This window comes from Nostoc sp. 'Lobaria pulmonaria (5183) cyanobiont', assembly GCF_002949795.1.
Lineage (GTDB): Bacteria > Cyanobacteriota > Cyanobacteriia > Cyanobacteriales > Nostocaceae > Nostoc.
Genome location: NZ_CP026692.1, coordinates 6,172,761 through 6,189,513 on the forward strand (window position 1 = coordinate 6,172,761; position 16,753 = coordinate 6,189,513).

The 16,753-nt window shown below is 41.3% G+C and carries 11 protein-coding genes; 3 read left to right on the forward strand and 8 right to left on the reverse strand.

Annotation, left to right across the window (positions count from 1 at the left end; genetic code table 11):
* Nucleotides 1–123: 123 nt before the first annotated feature.
* From NLP_RS27365 to NLP_RS27380, 4 genes are all read right to left on the reverse strand, one after another.
* Nucleotides 124–2,391, reverse strand: a complete 2,268-nt coding sequence (locus NLP_RS27365; protein WP_104909077.1) for a TolC family protein — start codon at nt 2,389–2,391, stop codon at nt 124–126.
* Between the two features lie 104 nt (nt 2,392–2,495).
* Nucleotides 2,496–4,058, reverse strand: coding sequence for a circadian clock protein KaiC (gene kaiC / locus NLP_RS27370; protein WP_104909078.1), 1,563 nt, complete (start codon nt 4,056–4,058; stop codon nt 2,496–2,498).
* A 76-nt stretch (nt 4,059–4,134) separates the two neighbouring features.
* Nucleotides 4,135–4,449 (reverse strand): circadian clock protein KaiB, encoded by a 315-nt coding sequence (kaiB, locus tag NLP_RS27375; RefSeq protein WP_099099291.1) that lies wholly within the window; start codon nt 4,447–4,449, stop codon nt 4,135–4,137.
* A 113-nt stretch (nt 4,450–4,562) separates the two neighbouring features.
* Nucleotides 4,563–5,144, reverse strand: a complete 582-nt coding sequence (locus NLP_RS27380; RefSeq protein WP_104909079.1) for a KaiA family protein — start codon at nt 5,142–5,144, stop codon at nt 4,563–4,565.
* Nucleotides 5,145–5,703: 559 nt separating this feature from the next.
* Here NLP_RS27380 and NLP_RS27385 point away from each other — a divergent pair.
* Nucleotides 5,704–9,030, forward strand: coding sequence for an ATP-binding response regulator (locus tag NLP_RS27385; RefSeq protein WP_104909080.1), 3,327 nt, complete (start codon nt 5,704–5,706; stop codon nt 9,028–9,030).
* Between the two features lie 65 nt (nt 9,031–9,095).
* Here NLP_RS27385 and NLP_RS27390 read toward each other — a convergent pair whose 3' ends face one another.
* Together NLP_RS27390 and NLP_RS27395 are read right to left on the reverse strand one after the other, a co-directional pair.
* Nucleotides 9,096–10,967, reverse strand: a complete 1,872-nt coding sequence (locus NLP_RS27390) for an ArnT family glycosyltransferase (RefSeq protein WP_199784707.1) — start codon at nt 10,965–10,967, stop codon at nt 9,096–9,098.
* A 210-nt stretch (nt 10,968–11,177) separates the two neighbouring features.
* Nucleotides 11,178–11,816, reverse strand: a complete 639-nt coding sequence (locus NLP_RS27395) for a hypothetical protein (RefSeq protein WP_104909081.1) — start codon at nt 11,814–11,816, stop codon at nt 11,178–11,180.
* An 807-nt stretch (nt 11,817–12,623) separates the two neighbouring features.
* Here NLP_RS27395 and NLP_RS27400 point away from each other — a divergent pair.
* Together NLP_RS27400 and NLP_RS27405 are read left to right on the forward strand one after the other, a co-directional pair.
* Nucleotides 12,624–12,956 carry a DUF565 domain-containing protein gene (locus NLP_RS27400; protein ID WP_104909082.1) on the forward strand — a complete coding sequence of 111 codons (333 nt, stop codon included), beginning with the start codon at nt 12,624–12,626 and terminating at the stop codon, nt 12,954–12,956.
* 15 nt (nt 12,957–12,971) lie between these two features.
* The gene (locus tag NLP_RS27405) at nt 12,972–14,015 is read left to right on the forward strand and encodes a glycerate kinase (RefSeq protein ID WP_104909083.1); all 1,044 of its coding nucleotides are present in this window, start codon (nt 12,972–12,974) and stop codon (nt 14,013–14,015) included.
* A 277-nt stretch (nt 14,016–14,292) separates the two neighbouring features.
* On the opposite strand, the gene NLP_RS27410 is transcribed toward NLP_RS27405, so the two are convergent.
* Nucleotides 14,293–14,928 carry a restriction endonuclease subunit R gene (locus tag NLP_RS27410; protein WP_104909084.1) on the reverse strand — a complete coding sequence of 212 codons (636 nt, stop codon included), beginning with the start codon at nt 14,926–14,928 and terminating at the stop codon, nt 14,293–14,295.
* A gap of 152 nt (nt 14,929–15,080) precedes the next feature.
* Nucleotides 15,081–16,604: a SulP family inorganic anion transporter gene (locus tag NLP_RS27415; protein ID WP_104909085.1), complete on the reverse strand. Its 1,524-nt coding sequence runs from the start codon at nt 16,602–16,604 to the stop codon at nt 15,081–15,083.
* Between the last annotated feature and the right edge of the window lie 149 nt (nt 16,605–16,753).

The window sequence follows — 16,753 nt, forward strand, 5'->3', positions numbered from 1 at the left end:
GCTTTTAGCTAACTTTGTTATTAGAAATGCTACTGGACTCTGTGATGCTCTAATAGCAGGTACAAAGTGCATTACAAAACACAACAGCAGTCAAAAATACTGATTCAGTTGAGTTTCAGCTAATTAGCGGAATGCTCTGAGGGTAACAGACCGTTGTAACTGAGCTAAAGCGCGGTTGTAACTCAAAATTGCTGTGACTCGATTACCTTCAGCTTGTGTGAGGTCATTTTCAGAGTTAATGACATCAGTTTGAGTACCTACACCAGCTTGGAATCGCAAACGTGCTAAACGTAGAGCTTCCCTAGCTTGTTCTAAAGCGGTATTAGCGGTTTGAACATTCTCCAAACTAGATTGCTGGGTAAAATAGGCTTGTTCTACCTGAAAGCGAATTTGATTGCGCTGTTCAGCAAATTGAGTTTCTGCGATCGCAATATTAGCTTCCTGTTGAGATGCTCTTGCTCTTGCTGCTCCCCCATCATACAAATTTAGGCTTGCCTGAACTCCGAATGAATAACCATCAGTAACGCTGACATTATCACTGAACTGATCTAGCAGGTTGTAGTTGGCGACCAAACTAACTTGAGGACCCAGCTCCGCAAGGGCCTGCCTACGCTGTTGCTCACTGGTATTGCGTTGTGCCAACTGCTGTTGCAGTTCTGGACGATTTTGATAAGCCAACACAATACTTTGTTCTAGGGTTGGGTTCCAAAGACCAGCTAATTGTACAGGGTCAGCGGCACTGATATTTATTGCTTGCGGCAAACTTATCCGAGTTGCTAATTGACGACGGTAAATTGACTGCTGGGATCTAGCATTAGTTAAATTTTGTTGGGCATTTGCTAAATTCACCTGCGATCGCAACACATCAAACCGCGTACCAACCCCAGCTCGCTCTAAAGCTTCTGCATCACGTAAACTAGCCTCAGAGTTCACTACAGCCGACTGACTAATGCGTACTTGTTCATCCGCTTGTTGCAGATTATAGTAGTCAGTGGCAACATTCAGACGAATTGTCTCAAACTGAGTTTCTACAGCAAACTCATAGTAACGTAGCTGTTCTTCAGCCGCTCTGATGCTAGCTTGCACTCTCCCAGAAGTATAAAGGTTATATGAAAGTTGTGCTGAACCATTGAAAGATGTACCGGGTTGATCTTGGTTAGAAGGAAAACCATTTCGTGCGCTTAATTTGTCTTGAAGCTGACCACTAGCAGACTGACTGCGAGTAATATCCGTGCTAATTCCCAAAGTGGGCAATAAACCAGCTTGCGCTTCGCGTAGAGCTGCTCGATTGCGTTTTAGCTCTAATAGAGACACCTGTAAATCCCGATTATTACGCCGTGCTAGCTCTAGAGCCTGTGCCAAAGTAATTGGTTGATTTTCCTGAAGTCTAACTTCCTCCGCTTTGGTGGGAAATTGTAGGGGATTTGAGTTAGGAATCAGGTTCTCTGGAACTTGTACCCGCCCTGACGGCACAGGATTTACGGTTGTTGGTACAGTAGCAGGTTGCACTGAACCTTCTGGTGCAGGAGTTACAGTTCCTGGTAAAGTAGCAGGTTGCACCGAATTCCCTGGCGCCGGAGTTACGGTTGTTGGTACATTAACAGGTTGCACCGAACCCCCTGGTGCAGGAGTTACGGTTCCTGGCGCAGTGATTGGAGTCGAATCTGCCGGAATCGTGGTATTAATCTGAGCCAAGCGACCAATAGCATTTTGTTGTAAACAAGTGCTTGAGGTTAATAGCAAATCAGCCAAGGAGTCAGTTTTGCTTTTGCTCAACTCCTGTGGACACCTCTGCGCTGACAAAAGTTTTGCTGCTCCTGCACCTGTGGCTGAAGTTTGTAAAAATGTTTGCAACTGAGTAACAGTATTTATTTTTTGAACCACTGGCTGCTGCGTAGAAGACAGGGACAAAATTCCTTTTTGGACAGAAGGGGGTTTTGAAGTGTAATTGGGAACTACTATCTTCTTTAATTTCTGCCCATAAGCGATTGAATTACTCTGTTTTTGATTCTTTTGAACTTGGGAAGGATTAGAGGTAGGTGTCAAACTGAAAAATCTACCTTTATCTTTCTTAAGTAGTTGTTTTATTGGCACAACAGTATTTTCAGCCGTAAATACTGGAATACTGTTATTACTTAAAGGTTTCATACTAAGTTTAGTAAAACCCAAAGCAGGTACTAGAGTTGGAACACTAACATTTGCACTGTTAGGCAGTTGCCTATTTATGGTGTCCACAACCAAGCCTTGACCATAAGTAGAAGTCAAAACACTAGGAGAAGACGCCAGTTGTACCCCAGTTAGTTTCGCAGTACCAGCCCAAGCCGGCTGAGTTGTTAAGACTGCTGCCGTTACACCAGGTAAGAAGCTATAAAATAATTGCTGTCCTTTCACCGCATCCCCTCACACGAAAATCAATCTAGCGGCAGAAAACCTTTCTTCACCACAGAATATAGCACGATACTAAACTTAGGAAAGAATATACTACGATACTAAATTTAGGGTTCGGAACTCTGTTTGTCTTCAAAACGTCTAACAATGCGAGAAAGTTCCGCCTTTTCATCGATACTAACGCGAGTAGGAGCACCGCTGATAATCCGTTCGTAGTTTCGGAAAGAATCTTTAATTTCTGGGCCATCAGCAGTAATATTATACTCACGAATTCCCTTATCATGCCAAGACCCGCGCATTTTGAATACGTTAATTGCCCGCGACATTTCTCCGCGAATTTCTACGTACTGTAACATCAGAATTGTATCGGTAATCGTGGAAATATGAGAGTCAGTAATCGAATGCGCTCCTAAAAATTGGTCGGTTGTGTTGGTAAAGAAACCAGTAATTTCTTCTTGTTTAGCATAACCTGTTACACCAATAACAAACTGCCGAAATGCATTATTTGTAACTCCTCTAGCTAGTGCTGATAGGGAATCAATAGCAATCCGAGTGGGTTTGAAAATAGCAATTTCTGATTTAATAATTTGTAAGTGGTCTTCTAAACCAGTTGATTCCGGATAAGTACAGATTATTTTGAGTAAACCTTGATGTTCTAATTCTTCAAAATCAATTCCCCAAGAGGAAGCATTACGAGATAGTTGGGCGCGTGATTCTTCATAAGCAAATAATATTGCTTGTTCTCCATTAAGGCAGCCATCTTGAATAAACTTGCTGACTAACAGGGTTTTGCCAGTACCTGTGGCTCCTGTTGCCAAAATAATTGAATCTTTAAAGAAACCACCACCGCACATTTCATCTAAGGTTTTGACACCAGAAGATACCCTGACATTAGAAGAACGTTGAGTCAAGCGCATTGCTCCGAGTGGGAAGATGTTAACTCCTTCATTAGTAATCGTGAAGGGATATTCGCCTTTCATGTGAGTTGTGCCGCGCAATTTGAGAATTTCAATTGTGCGACGGCGGCGCTCTCCTTCTAAAGCGTTGCGGACAATTATTACATTATCGGAAACAAATTCTTCTACTCCAAAAGAGGCAACAGGCCCATATTCTTCACTACGTTCAGTAGTAATTACAGTGGTGACACTCAATAATTTGAGACGTGCTACCAGGCGAAAAATTTCGCGTCGCACTACTCCCATAGCTTCATACTGCTGAAATATCGCTGTTATTGAGTCGATTGAAACTCGTTTAGCTTTATATTTGCGGATGGCATATTGCAAGCGCTCAATAAGTGCAGAAAGGTCAAAATTTCCCACGATATCTTGACCTTCTGGATCGGGAGATGCATCCAGAATAAATAACTTGCCTTCTTCAATTAAGCGAGGCAAGTTCCAACCAAAAACATGAGCATTTTTAATAATATCACTTGGTGATTCCTCAAAGGTTACAAATACTCCTGCTTCATCAAAATAGGTAATACCGTTATAGAGAAACTGAAGAGAGAATAAAGTTTTGCCTGTGCCGGATGTGCCGCTGAGCAAGGTAGTTCTACCAATTGGTAAACCACCATGACTAATATCGTCAAACCCTTCGATCATCGTCCGAATTTTTTCTATACCCCCATTTTTCGGTGGTTGCTTTGGTTCTAGTTGCTCGTTTTCATTCATTGCTTGATAATAAAAGGAGATTAAAACCTATTTTTTTATTACTAAAACTTGTACTCAATTTTTTATGATTAAAATTTTACTCTTCAAAATCTTCTTCACTCAGTTCTTCATAGAGCAAATCCAACCCAATCAACACTCTTTCTCTATCTGAAAGATCCCCAATAATTTTGCGAACGGGTGGAGGTAAAATTTTAGATAATGTTGGCGTTGCCAATATTTTATCTTCTTCCGCTAGTTGCGGGCTTTTCAGCACATCGATCACTTTTAAAGCATAAACACCTTCAAACTCTTGTTCTAAAATATCTTTGAGTGTTTTTAATGCTCGGACTGAATTAGGGGTGTTACCTGCTACGTAAAGCTTGAGAACGTAGGTTTTTCTGGCTTTATTCATATACTTAATAACTAGTCATCATCAAAGAAATACAATATTTTTCCGTGCATCGTGAGTCACTCACAGTTGTAGTTTGTTCCAAGTTGAATACAGAGCAAGAAATTTAATTTATTTTATTTAGAAATCGAACTCCTATAGACTTCGCACAGGTGAGCCAAGATATCTATCAACGTTAGGCGGTAATCAAGTAAGGTTTCATTGCTCCTTCCTTCTAATTTTAGCTGGTGAGAAAATTCTTCAATTATCTCCATGTGAATTTCGATTATTTGAGGCACAGGAATATTAGCATAAAATATAGTATTGATGAATTTATCAATTTTATCTTTGAGTGTTTTGTCTGTAGTAAAATAATCTATAAGAATCAGGCTATAATCTGTTTTAAGCTGTCTTAATAATTCTTGTCTTTCTGCTGGAGTCATCTCCTGAAAGTGCTGTTGGCTTTTTTGCATCTGACTGGCAAATACATAAACGTAGTTGCTAGTGTATGCCTTACTTAGATTTAGTGGCAGCCAATTTGGTAAGTAGTTGATTGTTCCAGAGGTCGTTGCGGCAATAGGTAAGTAGCAAAATTGGGTAATAATTGCGCCCATCAATTTCCCTACCCACGTACTCAAACCTTTTAGGTTGGCTAAGTCAACTGGATTATTTAAGCATTTGTTAATATGAGATTGCAGAATCAATATCGGTAATAACATCTATTCTTGAATATATCTCCTCGATCGCCCTGACCAAGAAACGCGGGTTGATAAGTTTGGCTAACGCTTGTAGGGGAATGCTGCGTGTCCAGTAAACTGCTGATTTAATCCCAAAATAACGCTCTATGTGAGCAGATAGTGTTAAGCACTCAACAATCTAGTGGAGCAACTAACTGGTAGAACTTAGTAGGTCTTTGATGATCGCGTATTCGTCGGTATAGGAAGACACAATAATTGACTCATGATTTACATATCTATGTATATAAATAGATAAATTTTTTTATTTTGCTCCTTGATTAAGATACTTAAACGAACTTAAAGGATTGTCGCATTCCAAATCATTATAATTCCTCAAGGTTATAAAGCGAATCTTTGGGGCCATAATTGTTTTAGCCGTCGCTATCGATGAGGAGTTTAAATACCAGTAAGACACTGGGGAGGCTAGTTGCTAGAAATGAGAAACGTCGCCTCTGGGAAAAATGCACTCGTTCGCAAGTAAGTGTCCGTTAGGGTAAATCCCCTTGTTTTAATGGCGTTGAAATAACCAGAGTTGCTTATTATGAGTCTTCTTAGAGGATATGACTTCAGGCGAAAAGACCATCAACTGGCAGATGGAAGTGCCGGAGGGTTCCACAGGAAGAATGACCCCAAAATCCTTATGTTAATGCTAGATTACCCGCTTTATGACTTTCAGGCAACCGTACCTAGCTGCCTCCAAACAAGTTCTCTGGCAGTGGTGTTGGAGATTTTTGAGCAAGAGCAGTGCGATCGCTTGGTAGTAGTGAATCAACAGCAATGCCCCATCGGATTGCTGTATTCTGCCCGTTTAATCCCAAAATTATTAGCACAAAGTGACGATAAAAATCTAAATTTACACCAATCGCTCTCTACCTGGGGTCAAGGTCTAATTGAGCCAATACAGACAATATCAGCTTCTGAGCGTGTAGAGCGATTAAGCTTGCGCTGGTGCGATTCACAAGTCGAAAAACCCCAAAACTTAGATTGGGCGCTGATTGACTCTGATGGTCGATATTTGGGGCTGCTAGATAGTTCACGCCTGTTGCGATCGCTGGCTCAAGAACGTATGGCTGGCTTACAAAGGTCTAGCGAGCATCGTCATGAGTATGATGGTGCGCCAAATGAACCCAAGTCGTTAGGACACCAGCCACTGGTACACTTGCTAGAAAGACTGCCTTGGGCTTTAATGTTGCAAACGGGTACTGGCGAGGTGGTAGCGCGAAATCCCGCCTGGTGGCAGCAATTAGGAACCTTAAAAGATCCAGAAGGGGTTAGGCAACAGGTGGAGGCAATACTTGTCCCTAAACGCTCCGAAATAGCAGAATATGTCACCCAACCAGCAATCAAAGTTCATTCCAATGGTAGGGAGAATGAGCATACTGGTGAAGGACTGATTCAGCAAGCATCAACTGATGCTGCATACAGCCGATGCTATTTGGATAGTCAGGTGGGTACTTGTACCTGCGTTGTCGAAGTGCAAAATGGTCAAGAGCAAATCTGGCAGTTTGCCAAAATTCCCTTAGATAGTCCTGAGTTTAAAGTTATGAGTGCCCAAGAGGAGATTGCACTCAGCACTGATTTGTGGTTGATTTTAGCTACTGATGTCACTGAACAGCAGCAACTTTGTAAAGAACTAGCAGCGAAGAATGCCGATTTAATTCAACTAAATCGGTTAAAAGACGAGTTTTTAGCTTGTATTAGTCATGAACTCAAAACTCCTCTAACTGCTGTTTTGGGATTATCGCGCTTGCTAGTGGATCAGCAGTTGGGAGAACTTAACGAGCGTCAAGCCCGTTATGCGGGACTGATTCATCAAAGCGGACGCCACCTGATGAGTGTGGTGAATGACATTTTAGATTTGACCCGGATGGAAACGGGACAAATGGATTTGACACTGACTCCGGTGAAAATCAGTACTGTGTGCGATCGCGCCCTATCGGAAGCCAAAGCTATCCACACTCAAACCACCAAAGCAACATCTGCCCCGCCACCTCCAAATGCCCGTTCATCTGCTCCTCAATTCAGTCTTTCCATTGAACTAGGTCTAGATCAGATGGTGGCAGACGAATTGCGCTTACGCCAGATGCTAGTACATTTACTTTCCAACGCCTTTAAATTCACCGAAATATCTGGCGAAATTGGGCTGCGGGTGAGTCGTTGGGAAGGATGGATTGCCTTTACAGTTTGGGATACAGGTATTGGCATTCCTGAACACCAGCAACACTTAATCTTTCAAAAATTCCAACAACTAGAAAATCCCCTGACTCGCCAATTTGAAGGCACTGGTTTAGGGCTAGTATTAACTCGCGCCTTGGCTCGCCTCCACGGAGGAGATGTCAGCTTCTTATCGCGTGAAGGTAAAGGTAGCCAGTTTACCCTACTTCTGCCGCCCAGTCCCCCGAAAACAGGCTTTTCGGAACCAGATATGGGAATCAGAAAAGACGAGGAGACACAATACCAACCGACACGGGAAAATCTCGCCACCGCTCGTCAGCATCCTAGTACGCCCACACAGCATCATCTTGCGAGTTCGCAAAGGTTGGTTTTGGTAGTCGAGGCTGTAGCTCGATATATTGAAGACTTGACCGAACAACTCAAAGGTTTAGGATATCGGGTAGTGATTGCGCGATCGGGGACAGAAGCAGTCGAAAAAGCGCGGCGCTTGCAACCAATAGCAATATTTTTAAATCCGTTGTTACCCCTGCTATCAGGTTGGGATGTACTGACTTTACTAAAATCTGACACCGCAACCCGTCATATATCTGTAATTGTGACAGCGACGGGAGCCGAAAAGGAGCAAGCATTTGCCAACCGAGCCGATGGCTTCTTAAGTTTGCCAGTAGAGCATCAGGTCTTAGCACCAGTTCTAGAAAAATTATGTACTGCACAAGTAATACCGCAGATAGGGTTAAATAATAGTGCAATTATCCCAACTAAAACCCCACTGCGAATTCTCAGGTTGGTGAATCCCCAGTTAGAATCGGTCAATCCCCACCCCTCACTTCGAGAACATCGGGTGATTGAAGTAGATGACCTAGATCAGGCAGAACTTTTGGCGCGGGTATGGCAGTTTGATGTGATTTTGTTAGATGTCGAAAGTACCACCGCCCAAATTTATTTGCAACAACTAATTGGACATCCGCGTTTAGCAGCTATACCACTGGTGACTTGCGATGTTGCAACTACCTTAATTGCTTCTAAAATACCAGAGCTATCTGTATTTCCTTACTTAACACCATTTACTAAAGATAACAACAGTCGCACTGAGAAAACAGATGCTTTACTATCAGTACTAGAAATTGCTTCTGGTATTTGCTGCCCTTCCAACATCTTAGTAGTGGATTTAACAATGCTACAGGATTTCCCCCAGGTAAGACGTAAGCCAGCTAAGGGTTATCGGACAGAAAAAAATTGCTCAATTAGTAGTGAAACTGCTGAACGGGGATCTGAATGGTTCCAAGCTTTAATTCAATACCTCCAAACAGCAGGCTTCAAAGCGGCGATGAGTCCTTGTTGGGCAGAAGTGTTGCAACAAATTCGCCACGAAAGCGTTGACTTACTGCTAATTTGTTTAGGAGAAACCTCTATCCACAAAGATGTACTCAAAGCACTGAAAAAATTAGGAGATTCGCCTTTAAAGTTGCCACCAATTTTGGTATTAAATCAGCGATTTAATCGCTCAGAAACCAGTTTTCCGGATGGAGTAGCTTATCAGGAAATTAACAAGCAGAAGAATGGTTTGGAATCGATAGAAACTGTTGTTGGTGCGATCGCTACCCAAATCTTACCGCGATCAATATCAATGGAAGACCTATTAAGCCAGATCAATCAAGCTTTAGCTGTCAATGGCTATAACAGCAAATGTTAATCGGGTCATTAGTCATTGGTCATTAGTTATTCTCAAAGGACAAATGACTAATGACTAATGACAATTTATGATATGTCTATTTTTTGATTTTTCATTTTCTTAAAAGGAACTCGAACCAAGTTATAAGCACCCTTGGTCGATAAATTCTTGTAATCATCTGGCTGTAAGTCCATTTGTAAAAACTTTTTCTGTTCAGCCAACAGCAGCACTGAGGAAGGTTTTAGTCCTTTAGCAGCCTGGTTTTTAATATGCTCTACAGCCTCTTTAGGAAATTTTAAATAATTTACGTGGATGTGGCTGTAAAATACCACACTAGGCTTTTTGAAGCCAAGCATGATCAATTCTTCGTTTGGTTGTTTTGCTTCTAAAATGACCGCAGACAATTCCCTTAAGGGTAATTGACGTTCTCGATCGATAAAGAACGAAGCAGGCGTTAAGACAAAAATTATAAACGCCACAAACCCGATTAAATTAATACTGATAATGTAGTTCCAGCGGCGACTCAATAATAAACCCGCAACCAAAACAGCACAAACTAGCCAAATTATACCCGCGATTACTGGTAAACCAGATTGTTCAATTAGTTCGTGGAAGTTACTGATCGCTGGATCAGTACCTAATATATGGGTTATGTTGAGCAGTGCTGTTGCCAAAAATGACAAAAACACTACATTCACCCAACCACTCCAAAGGAATGGGGGAGAAACAGAAATTGTTTGCCGTGTCTCTGTATCTTGAAAAAGGTCGCTCCACAATAGGGCTACCAGGATTGCTGCTGCTGGCATTAAAGGCAATACGTAGCTAGGGAGTTTAGTAACAGCAATGCAAAAAAAGGTAAAGATGCTAGCAAACCAGAACCAGGCAAATAAACCAAATTGCTGAAAACGTTCAAGGGATCGCCAATGCGATCGCTGCCAAAACTTTAGTCTGATTATAGAAGCTGGTAAATACACTGAATATGGTGCAAAACCCAACAGCACGACTAAAAAGTAAAAATACCAAGGTGCTGAGTGACCATTAACTACTTCTGTAAAGCGTTCCAGGTTGTGATAACCAAAAAAGGAGTTAATGTAATTCCAGCCATTGCGCCAAATTACTAAAGCATACCAGGGCACTGACAAAGCGATAATTATCAGTATACCTACGAGAAGGTGCATTTCCCGCAACACCTCTCGCACTTTACCCACGTAAAGCAAAAAAGCAGCAACAATTAGCCCAGGTAAAACAATTCCCACTGGCCCTTTGGTCAAAATTGCACCAGCAATCAGCACATAAAAAGCTAAGTACCACTTATTAAGAAATGGGGCATGAAACATTGGGGATTGGGCATTTGTGATTAATTCTGCTCCCCTGCTCCCTTCCTTCCCTGCATACCCTAGAAAGAAACATAACAAAGCCGATGCCATGCATCCGGTGAGCAGCATATCAGAGACACCCGTTCTCGCCCAAATAATAGTTTCGGGATTGAGTGCCATGAGCGCTGCTGCTATAAAAGATATTAAGTAGCGGCGAGTCGGACGTGAAACTTCCTCTAATTCGTCTTGTTTAGCCAGATACCACTGGATGGTGTAAAAAGCTAAACAAATTAAACCGAATGCTGCGATCGCGGAAGGAAGGCGTACTGCCCATTCATTCACGCCAATTATGTGATATGCGATCGCCTGACACCAGTAAATTAAAGCAGGTTTATCGAAACGAGTGTCACCATTGAAAAATGGGGTAATCCAATCACCTGTAACGAACATCTGGCGGGAAGCTTCGGCAAAGAGCGGCTCTGTCTCATCAATCAAGCCAGTATTGCCCAAATTCCACCCAAAAGCCACCCAGGCAACTACTATCAACCACAAAATCGACACAGTTACACTCAGGGCTGGATTTTTTGCTATTTTGTTGAACCACCGATCAACAGTGTGCTTTACACTCAATTTCATTCTCATTTAGTCAATAGTCAACAATCACTAATCAATAGTCGTTGGTTATCGATCTTTTGTTCTTGGGAGTTTTTAATTCAACAATTTTCCTCATATCCATTACTTAACATACCAACTGTAGGGTAAGGATGTAAAAATAAAGGTTTGAGCAAACGGTAAACAATGCCCACTCTCCAAAAATTGCTTCCGTACTCAATATTTACCACTTAGCAATATTTATTGACTCAGCACAAGTTGCCATTCTCTGTTTTGGGAATTCCACTTAGGTAATTGAGTTTCGCCAATAATATAAGGGCCCCAGTAACGACGGGAACCATCTTGTGCAAAAGCAACTAAAACATCTCCCTTCTCCAGCTTTAAATTATTCTGAGGTAGGGATAGAACCAGTCCCTTCTCACTACCTTCTTCGGGAGCAAAATCCCAATGTGCCGGTACATCGTAGTGAGTCTGTTTTTTACTAGATCCTTTTGCTACTGACTGTCGTGCCAGTAGAACCAGCCGCACAGGCTGATTTGTTTGATTGCTCATTCGCAAAGTCCCTTGATCCTTGGCAATGCTTGCTGATTTATCACGCTCTGCCAAGACAGGATAAGTATTCTCTTTACTGCTATGTTCTACTTGATTGGTTGGGGTAGGTGCTGGAGTAGATAGATTAGCGGAAATACCTTTTTCAGGTACAACCGAGGTTGTCTGCCACTCTTGAGTTTCTGTTGGCAGTTCTGAAGATGTATCTGGGTTTGTATCTGGCTTGGTAGACTCAAAGGATACACTCACTCCAAAGCATCCCACCAGAGCAACAAGCAGTCCCAAGCACAAAGCTGTAATACCGACGTTACGATACACTGAGGATTTCATCTTGATAGTTATTAGAAATAAATATTTTGTCTAGGCTTGACCAAATAGTAGCCTATTATCCCAAAAGGCAATCACACAAAATAGCCGAATATAGACTTTCCTAAAATTAGGAACACGAATGTATAATAAATATCATTTTAATTAGAAAACATTTGAAGGATATAATCTCTTTGATATTTGAAAAACAAGAGGTACAGACACCCATTACTTTGGTTTTTGACCGTAAGTATGGATAAAAACAAGATAATTTGATACCTATTCAGTCAATTCATTTGTATAAAAAAAACAAAAGCTTCCTGAAACCGCTAGCAGCCTGAACAAGGCGTCTTGTGCTAAACGTCAGATAAATCTAAGTGGTGTATTTTATCTTCTGCTATTAAAAGCACCTTAAGAGGATGTTTAGAAAGTGTCCGGTGATATAGCAAGTAGCTTAGAGATCCTCCTTCCTAAATCTACGCAAGTCCCTTCTCCTGTTGGGAGACGCTACGAGTAGCTTACTTCCATAGATGAATACAAGTCAGCAAATCCGTATAACGGACTAACTTTCTTTAAAAAGGGGAATTTTGAATCATTTTCCCATTTTTTAAGGCTTGAACGTGGGGATCAAACTAAATATTATTGTTTCTAAACACCCTCTAAGAAACTGTACTTCTCTGAAGATGATAGAATAGTCAAATTTGAATAAATACTGGAATTCCAGTAGATATCTATAATACTAACAAACAAGCTGATGCTAAAACCAATATCCTCCTTACCCTAATATAGATATATTTCAAGATATCTTGACTTTTCCCAGAAGTCCCTTTAATGCAAAACACTCGTCTCAATAACTTGTTCGATGCCATTGCTACACGCTTTGGGCAATGGTTTTTAAATCCTTGGCGACGACTATCGTTGCTGATAATTAGTTTTTTGTTCGGTTTTTTTCTGGGAAACGCAGTTTCCACTACAGCTGGACAACGGGCAGAGTTAGACATTGTGGCAGCTGGTTTTTTAGTCTTGTTGACGGAAATTACCAGCAGGATATTTTATAGTCGCAGGTTTTTGGATAGGCGATCGCTCTTGGTAGACTCATTAAATCTCCTCAAAGTTGGTTTCATCTACAGCCTGTTTCTCGAAGCTTTTAAGCTGGGATCGTAGTCAGATGGAGAATTTATGAATTTGTGGCTGAGTGTTTTGGCAACCAATGGGATGGGGGAAACTTGGAAGCAGGAAGCTAGAGTTGCTGCACTGGCAGATCGGTTAAAGGCAAAAGCTTTTGGCATCACGCCGGAAAATGTTGATGAAATGATCGAAAGGCGATCGCATTTACTAAAATCTGTCTTCCCAGCTTTTAGCGAATTCTGTCAAACTACTTTCAAAGTAGAACCCCAGGAAATGTTACAGGTATTGTGGGACTTGTGGCTGCCTTTGGGGATCAAACTAGCATCGCAGCGCCAACAATTGGGACGCCCCCTGATTCAAGGAATATTGGGAGGACAAGGCACTGGTAAAACCACAATGTCAAAGGTTCTGATTTTGATTCTCGACCATTTGGGATACAGGACTGTGAGTTTATCTTTGGATGACTTATATAAAAATTACAGCGAGCGCTTGCTTTTGACACAGCAAGATTCCCGCTTAATTTGGCGCGGCCCGCCAGGAACCCACGATATAGACTTAGGTTTAAATGTACTAGATCAAATTCGCCAGTTGCAAAGCCCAGTGATGCTTCCCCGCTTTGATAAATCTGCTTTTGGAGGTGCTGGCGATCGCACTACTTCCGAAATGGTAGCGGATGTAGATATTGTACTATTTGAAGGTTGGTTTGTGGGTGTGCGACCAATCGAACCAGATGTATTTGATACTGCGCCACCGCCAATTGTCACAGATGAAGATAGAGCATTTGCCCGCGATATGAATCTTCGCCTCCACAATTATTTACCACTGTGGGAGCGATTGGACAGTTTAATTGTGCTGTATCCCATCGATTACCGCTGTTCTTTAGAGTGGCGCAAACAGGCAGAACAGCAGATGATTGCTGCGGGGAAATCGGGAATGAGTGATGCAGAGATAGAGCAATTTGTCAATTATTTTTGGCGATCGCTTCACCCGGAATTATTCATCACGCCGTTGGTAAGAGATGCGACAGGGGTTGATTTAGTGATTGAGATTAATCCCGATCATAGTTTTGGTCAAGTGTATTGCGATCGCACTTAGGGCGTTAGTTCTCAAGCAAATCAGCTAAAAACACTATAATTTGCTTAAAGCGTGATTTATCCTACTCCTTAGACCACTTCCCGTCCTTCGTGGAGGTTTTGGTGGGGCCGTAGTTTCGTTTCTACTCTCTTCTCTCGCGTCGAGACTTGTAAACTTTAACATCTAAGGCTTACAGAAAATTGTGAATATTCACAAACAAGTCATTTTGCACGAAGTATTGTAGTTTATACGTTACCTAAATACTTGGATAATTTACCGAACTCTAGTATCAATGCTTTTAAAGCTGACAAATTGCTTTTAAAACTTGTAGCAACTGACTTGAACGCTCTCTTTCCATTAAATTTAATTCTGGTAACAGATAATAAATAGGGGGATTTCCTTGTTCGATATAGACAAACTGATAACTTCTAGCGTTAGTCGTTAATCCCCAAACTGATTTTTTATTATCTAAATTTTTATAAGCATAAGTGAGTAGCTGAGGTAAACCTGTTGATATATCAATCTGACTATTTTTAGATTCAATTAACAGTACCCAAAAATATGTTTGAGGTTTTGTATATTTAGCTTTACTAATAGCTAAAATATCAAATCTGCCTTTAATTCTGATATCTTCATCTTCAACTTCAATATCAGCAATATTCTCTTCCAAAACAATCTCGATAGGATAGCGATAAAAACCAGCTAATCTTAGTAAAGGCGCAACTGCAAGAAACTTAACCTGACCTTCAGAAACTTTGCCTGCTGTCAGGTAGCGTCGAAAATCATTTCTAATTTGCAGAAGTTCTTGTTGTTCAACTTTGGGGAGAGGTTCTAAAGATAAGTAATTAGAAAATGAGTCACTGTACTGTTCTTGAAAGCCAAACAAACGCTGAACTTCTTCTAAGGATAAATTCCGAGCGTTGAGAATTGTCATATTTTTTTGATTTATTCAGGCGCAACTCAATTCAAATTCTCTATATAAAACCTATCTTAACGCTTCGCTGATTATATAGAATGCAAACAATGCGCGTAGGGTAGCATAGCCGTGCTACCCTACCGCAAGCAAAATTCAATCTAGCTGGAATTCTACAGAGTAAATGGGTTGCGATTACGATCTATCAGACGATCCCATTGCATAGTTAAAGTGCTTCCCATTTTTTCCTGTTGTTTTGCCCACACCGATAGTAAGTCTAAACAAGAGTGATCTATATAAGCCAAGTCTTGCATATAAACATGCAATTCACTTCCTGGAGGCATAAGTTCTAAAATATTCGCCAATTTTGGTAGCCTCACAAATGTTGCCGCACCTTGTAAATAAATGTCTATTCTCTGATTATCTTCGTGCTTAATAACTTGGATATTCAGCACAGACATTTTGTGAATTAGTAACATTCCTGTCAGCAAAATACCAATTAAAACGCCTGTGATTAGGTCAGTAACAACAATCCCGATTAAAGTGGCAGCAAATATTACCAGAGGAAAACGTCCATACTTCTTCAACTGGCGAATATGTTCTACTTCGATTAGTTTGTAACCAGTAACAACTAGAATTGCTGCCAGACTAGAAATGGGAATTATTTTGAGCAAGGTTGGGGCTGCAATTACTAAAATTAACAGCCATAGACCGTGAAGTATCGTCGATAATCTAGTTTTAGCACCAGCTTCTACGTTTACAGAACTGCGGGCTATCACTCCTGTCATCGGCAAAGCACCTAAGAACCCACATATAATGTTGCCAATTCCTTGCGCCGTTAATTCGCGATCGAAATCGGTTCTTGGCCCGGTATGCAGTCGATCTACTGCTACGGCTGAAAGCAAACTTTCTGTACTAGCAATGAATGCAATCACGATCGCATCTAGCAAAACTGGTGCCTGAATTAGGCGTGGTAAGCTGGCAAGTGTTGGTAATTGAATTGCTTGTGCCAGATTTCCAGGTACATCAACATACTGAATCGGTAATCGATACACTGTAGCTATGACGGTGGCAATTACAACGCCGACAAGTGCACCAGGAATCAACTTTAAACTATTGGGTTTAAATTTTTCCCACAGCAGAAGACTGATAATAGTTATTACACCTATGAGTGCTGCAACGTGATGAACGCTACCATTAATAGGGAAGAAAGCTTTGTAAATGCTGTTGGGAATAGAAATTAAATTCTCAATGCCGTGTATACGCGGTTGATCGTCTAACATGACATGAAATTGGGAAGCGAGGATTAATATCCCAATACCTGCAAGCATTCCATAGATGACAGCAGGTGACATGGCGCGAAACAGCTGGCCAAGTTTAAATATACCTGCGAGTAATTGGATTAAACCCGCTAGCAGCAGAATTGGCCCAACCATTTCAATGCCATATTCTTTAACTATTTCTGCAACAATCACAGCAAGCCCAGCAGCAGGGCCACTGACAAGCATTGGTGAACCGGAAACAGCACCAACAATAATTCCGCCTACTATTCCTGTAACTAAGCCGCGAGATGGCGGAAGTCCCGAAGCGATCGCAATACCCATACAAAGAGGAAGGGCGACAAGAAATACCACAAATGATGCCGGTACTTCACTAGTAAATGAGGATTTGTCTATGATTGCTTTCAAATTTCTCATTTGCTTCTCCTCTAATGAAAAGTTTTTAATTTTTGGCTGGCAAGGTGAACTGTTACAATCCAGCCGAAACTAGACTTGCATTGAATAGTTCAAATCTATTCAATGAGTTTCAATTGTAACCTTGACTTACTGATGTACTCAGCCCTGAA

What these genes read in the sequence shown, in the direction of transcription:
- NLP_RS27390 (WP_199784707.1), bottom strand. Translation starts at nt 10,967, where the DNA reads ATGAGAATGAAATTGAGTGTAAAGCACACTGTTGATCGGTGGTTCAAC.
- NLP_RS27400 (WP_104909082.1), top strand. Translation starts at nt 12,624, where the DNA reads ATGCAAAACACTCGTCTCAATAACTTGTTCGATGCCATTGCTACACGC.
- NLP_RS27405 (WP_104909083.1), top strand. Translation starts at nt 12,972, where the DNA reads ATGAATTTGTGGCTGAGTGTTTTGGCAACCAATGGGATGGGGGAAACT.
- NLP_RS27385 (WP_104909080.1), top strand. Translation starts at nt 5,704, where the DNA reads ATGAGTCTTCTTAGAGGATATGACTTCAGGCGAAAAGACCATCAACTG.
- NLP_RS27395 (WP_104909081.1), bottom strand. Translation starts at nt 11,816, where the DNA reads ATGAAATCCTCAGTGTATCGTAACGTCGGTATTACAGCTTTGTGCTTG.
- kaiB (WP_099099291.1), bottom strand. Translation starts at nt 4,449, where the DNA reads ATGAATAAAGCCAGAAAAACCTACGTTCTCAAGCTTTACGTAGCAGGT.
- NLP_RS27380 (WP_104909079.1), bottom strand. Translation starts at nt 5,144, where the DNA reads ATGTTATTACCGATATTGATTCTGCAATCTCATATTAACAAATGCTTA.
- NLP_RS27415 (WP_104909085.1), bottom strand. Translation starts at nt 16,604, where the DNA reads ATGAGAAATTTGAAAGCAATCATAGACAAATCCTCATTTACTAGTGAA.
- kaiC (WP_104909078.1), bottom strand. Translation starts at nt 4,058, where the DNA reads ATGAATGAAAACGAGCAACTAGAACCAAAGCAACCACCGAAAAATGGG.
- NLP_RS27410 (WP_104909084.1), bottom strand. Translation starts at nt 14,928, where the DNA reads ATGACAATTCTCAACGCTCGGAATTTATCCTTAGAAGAAGTTCAGCGT.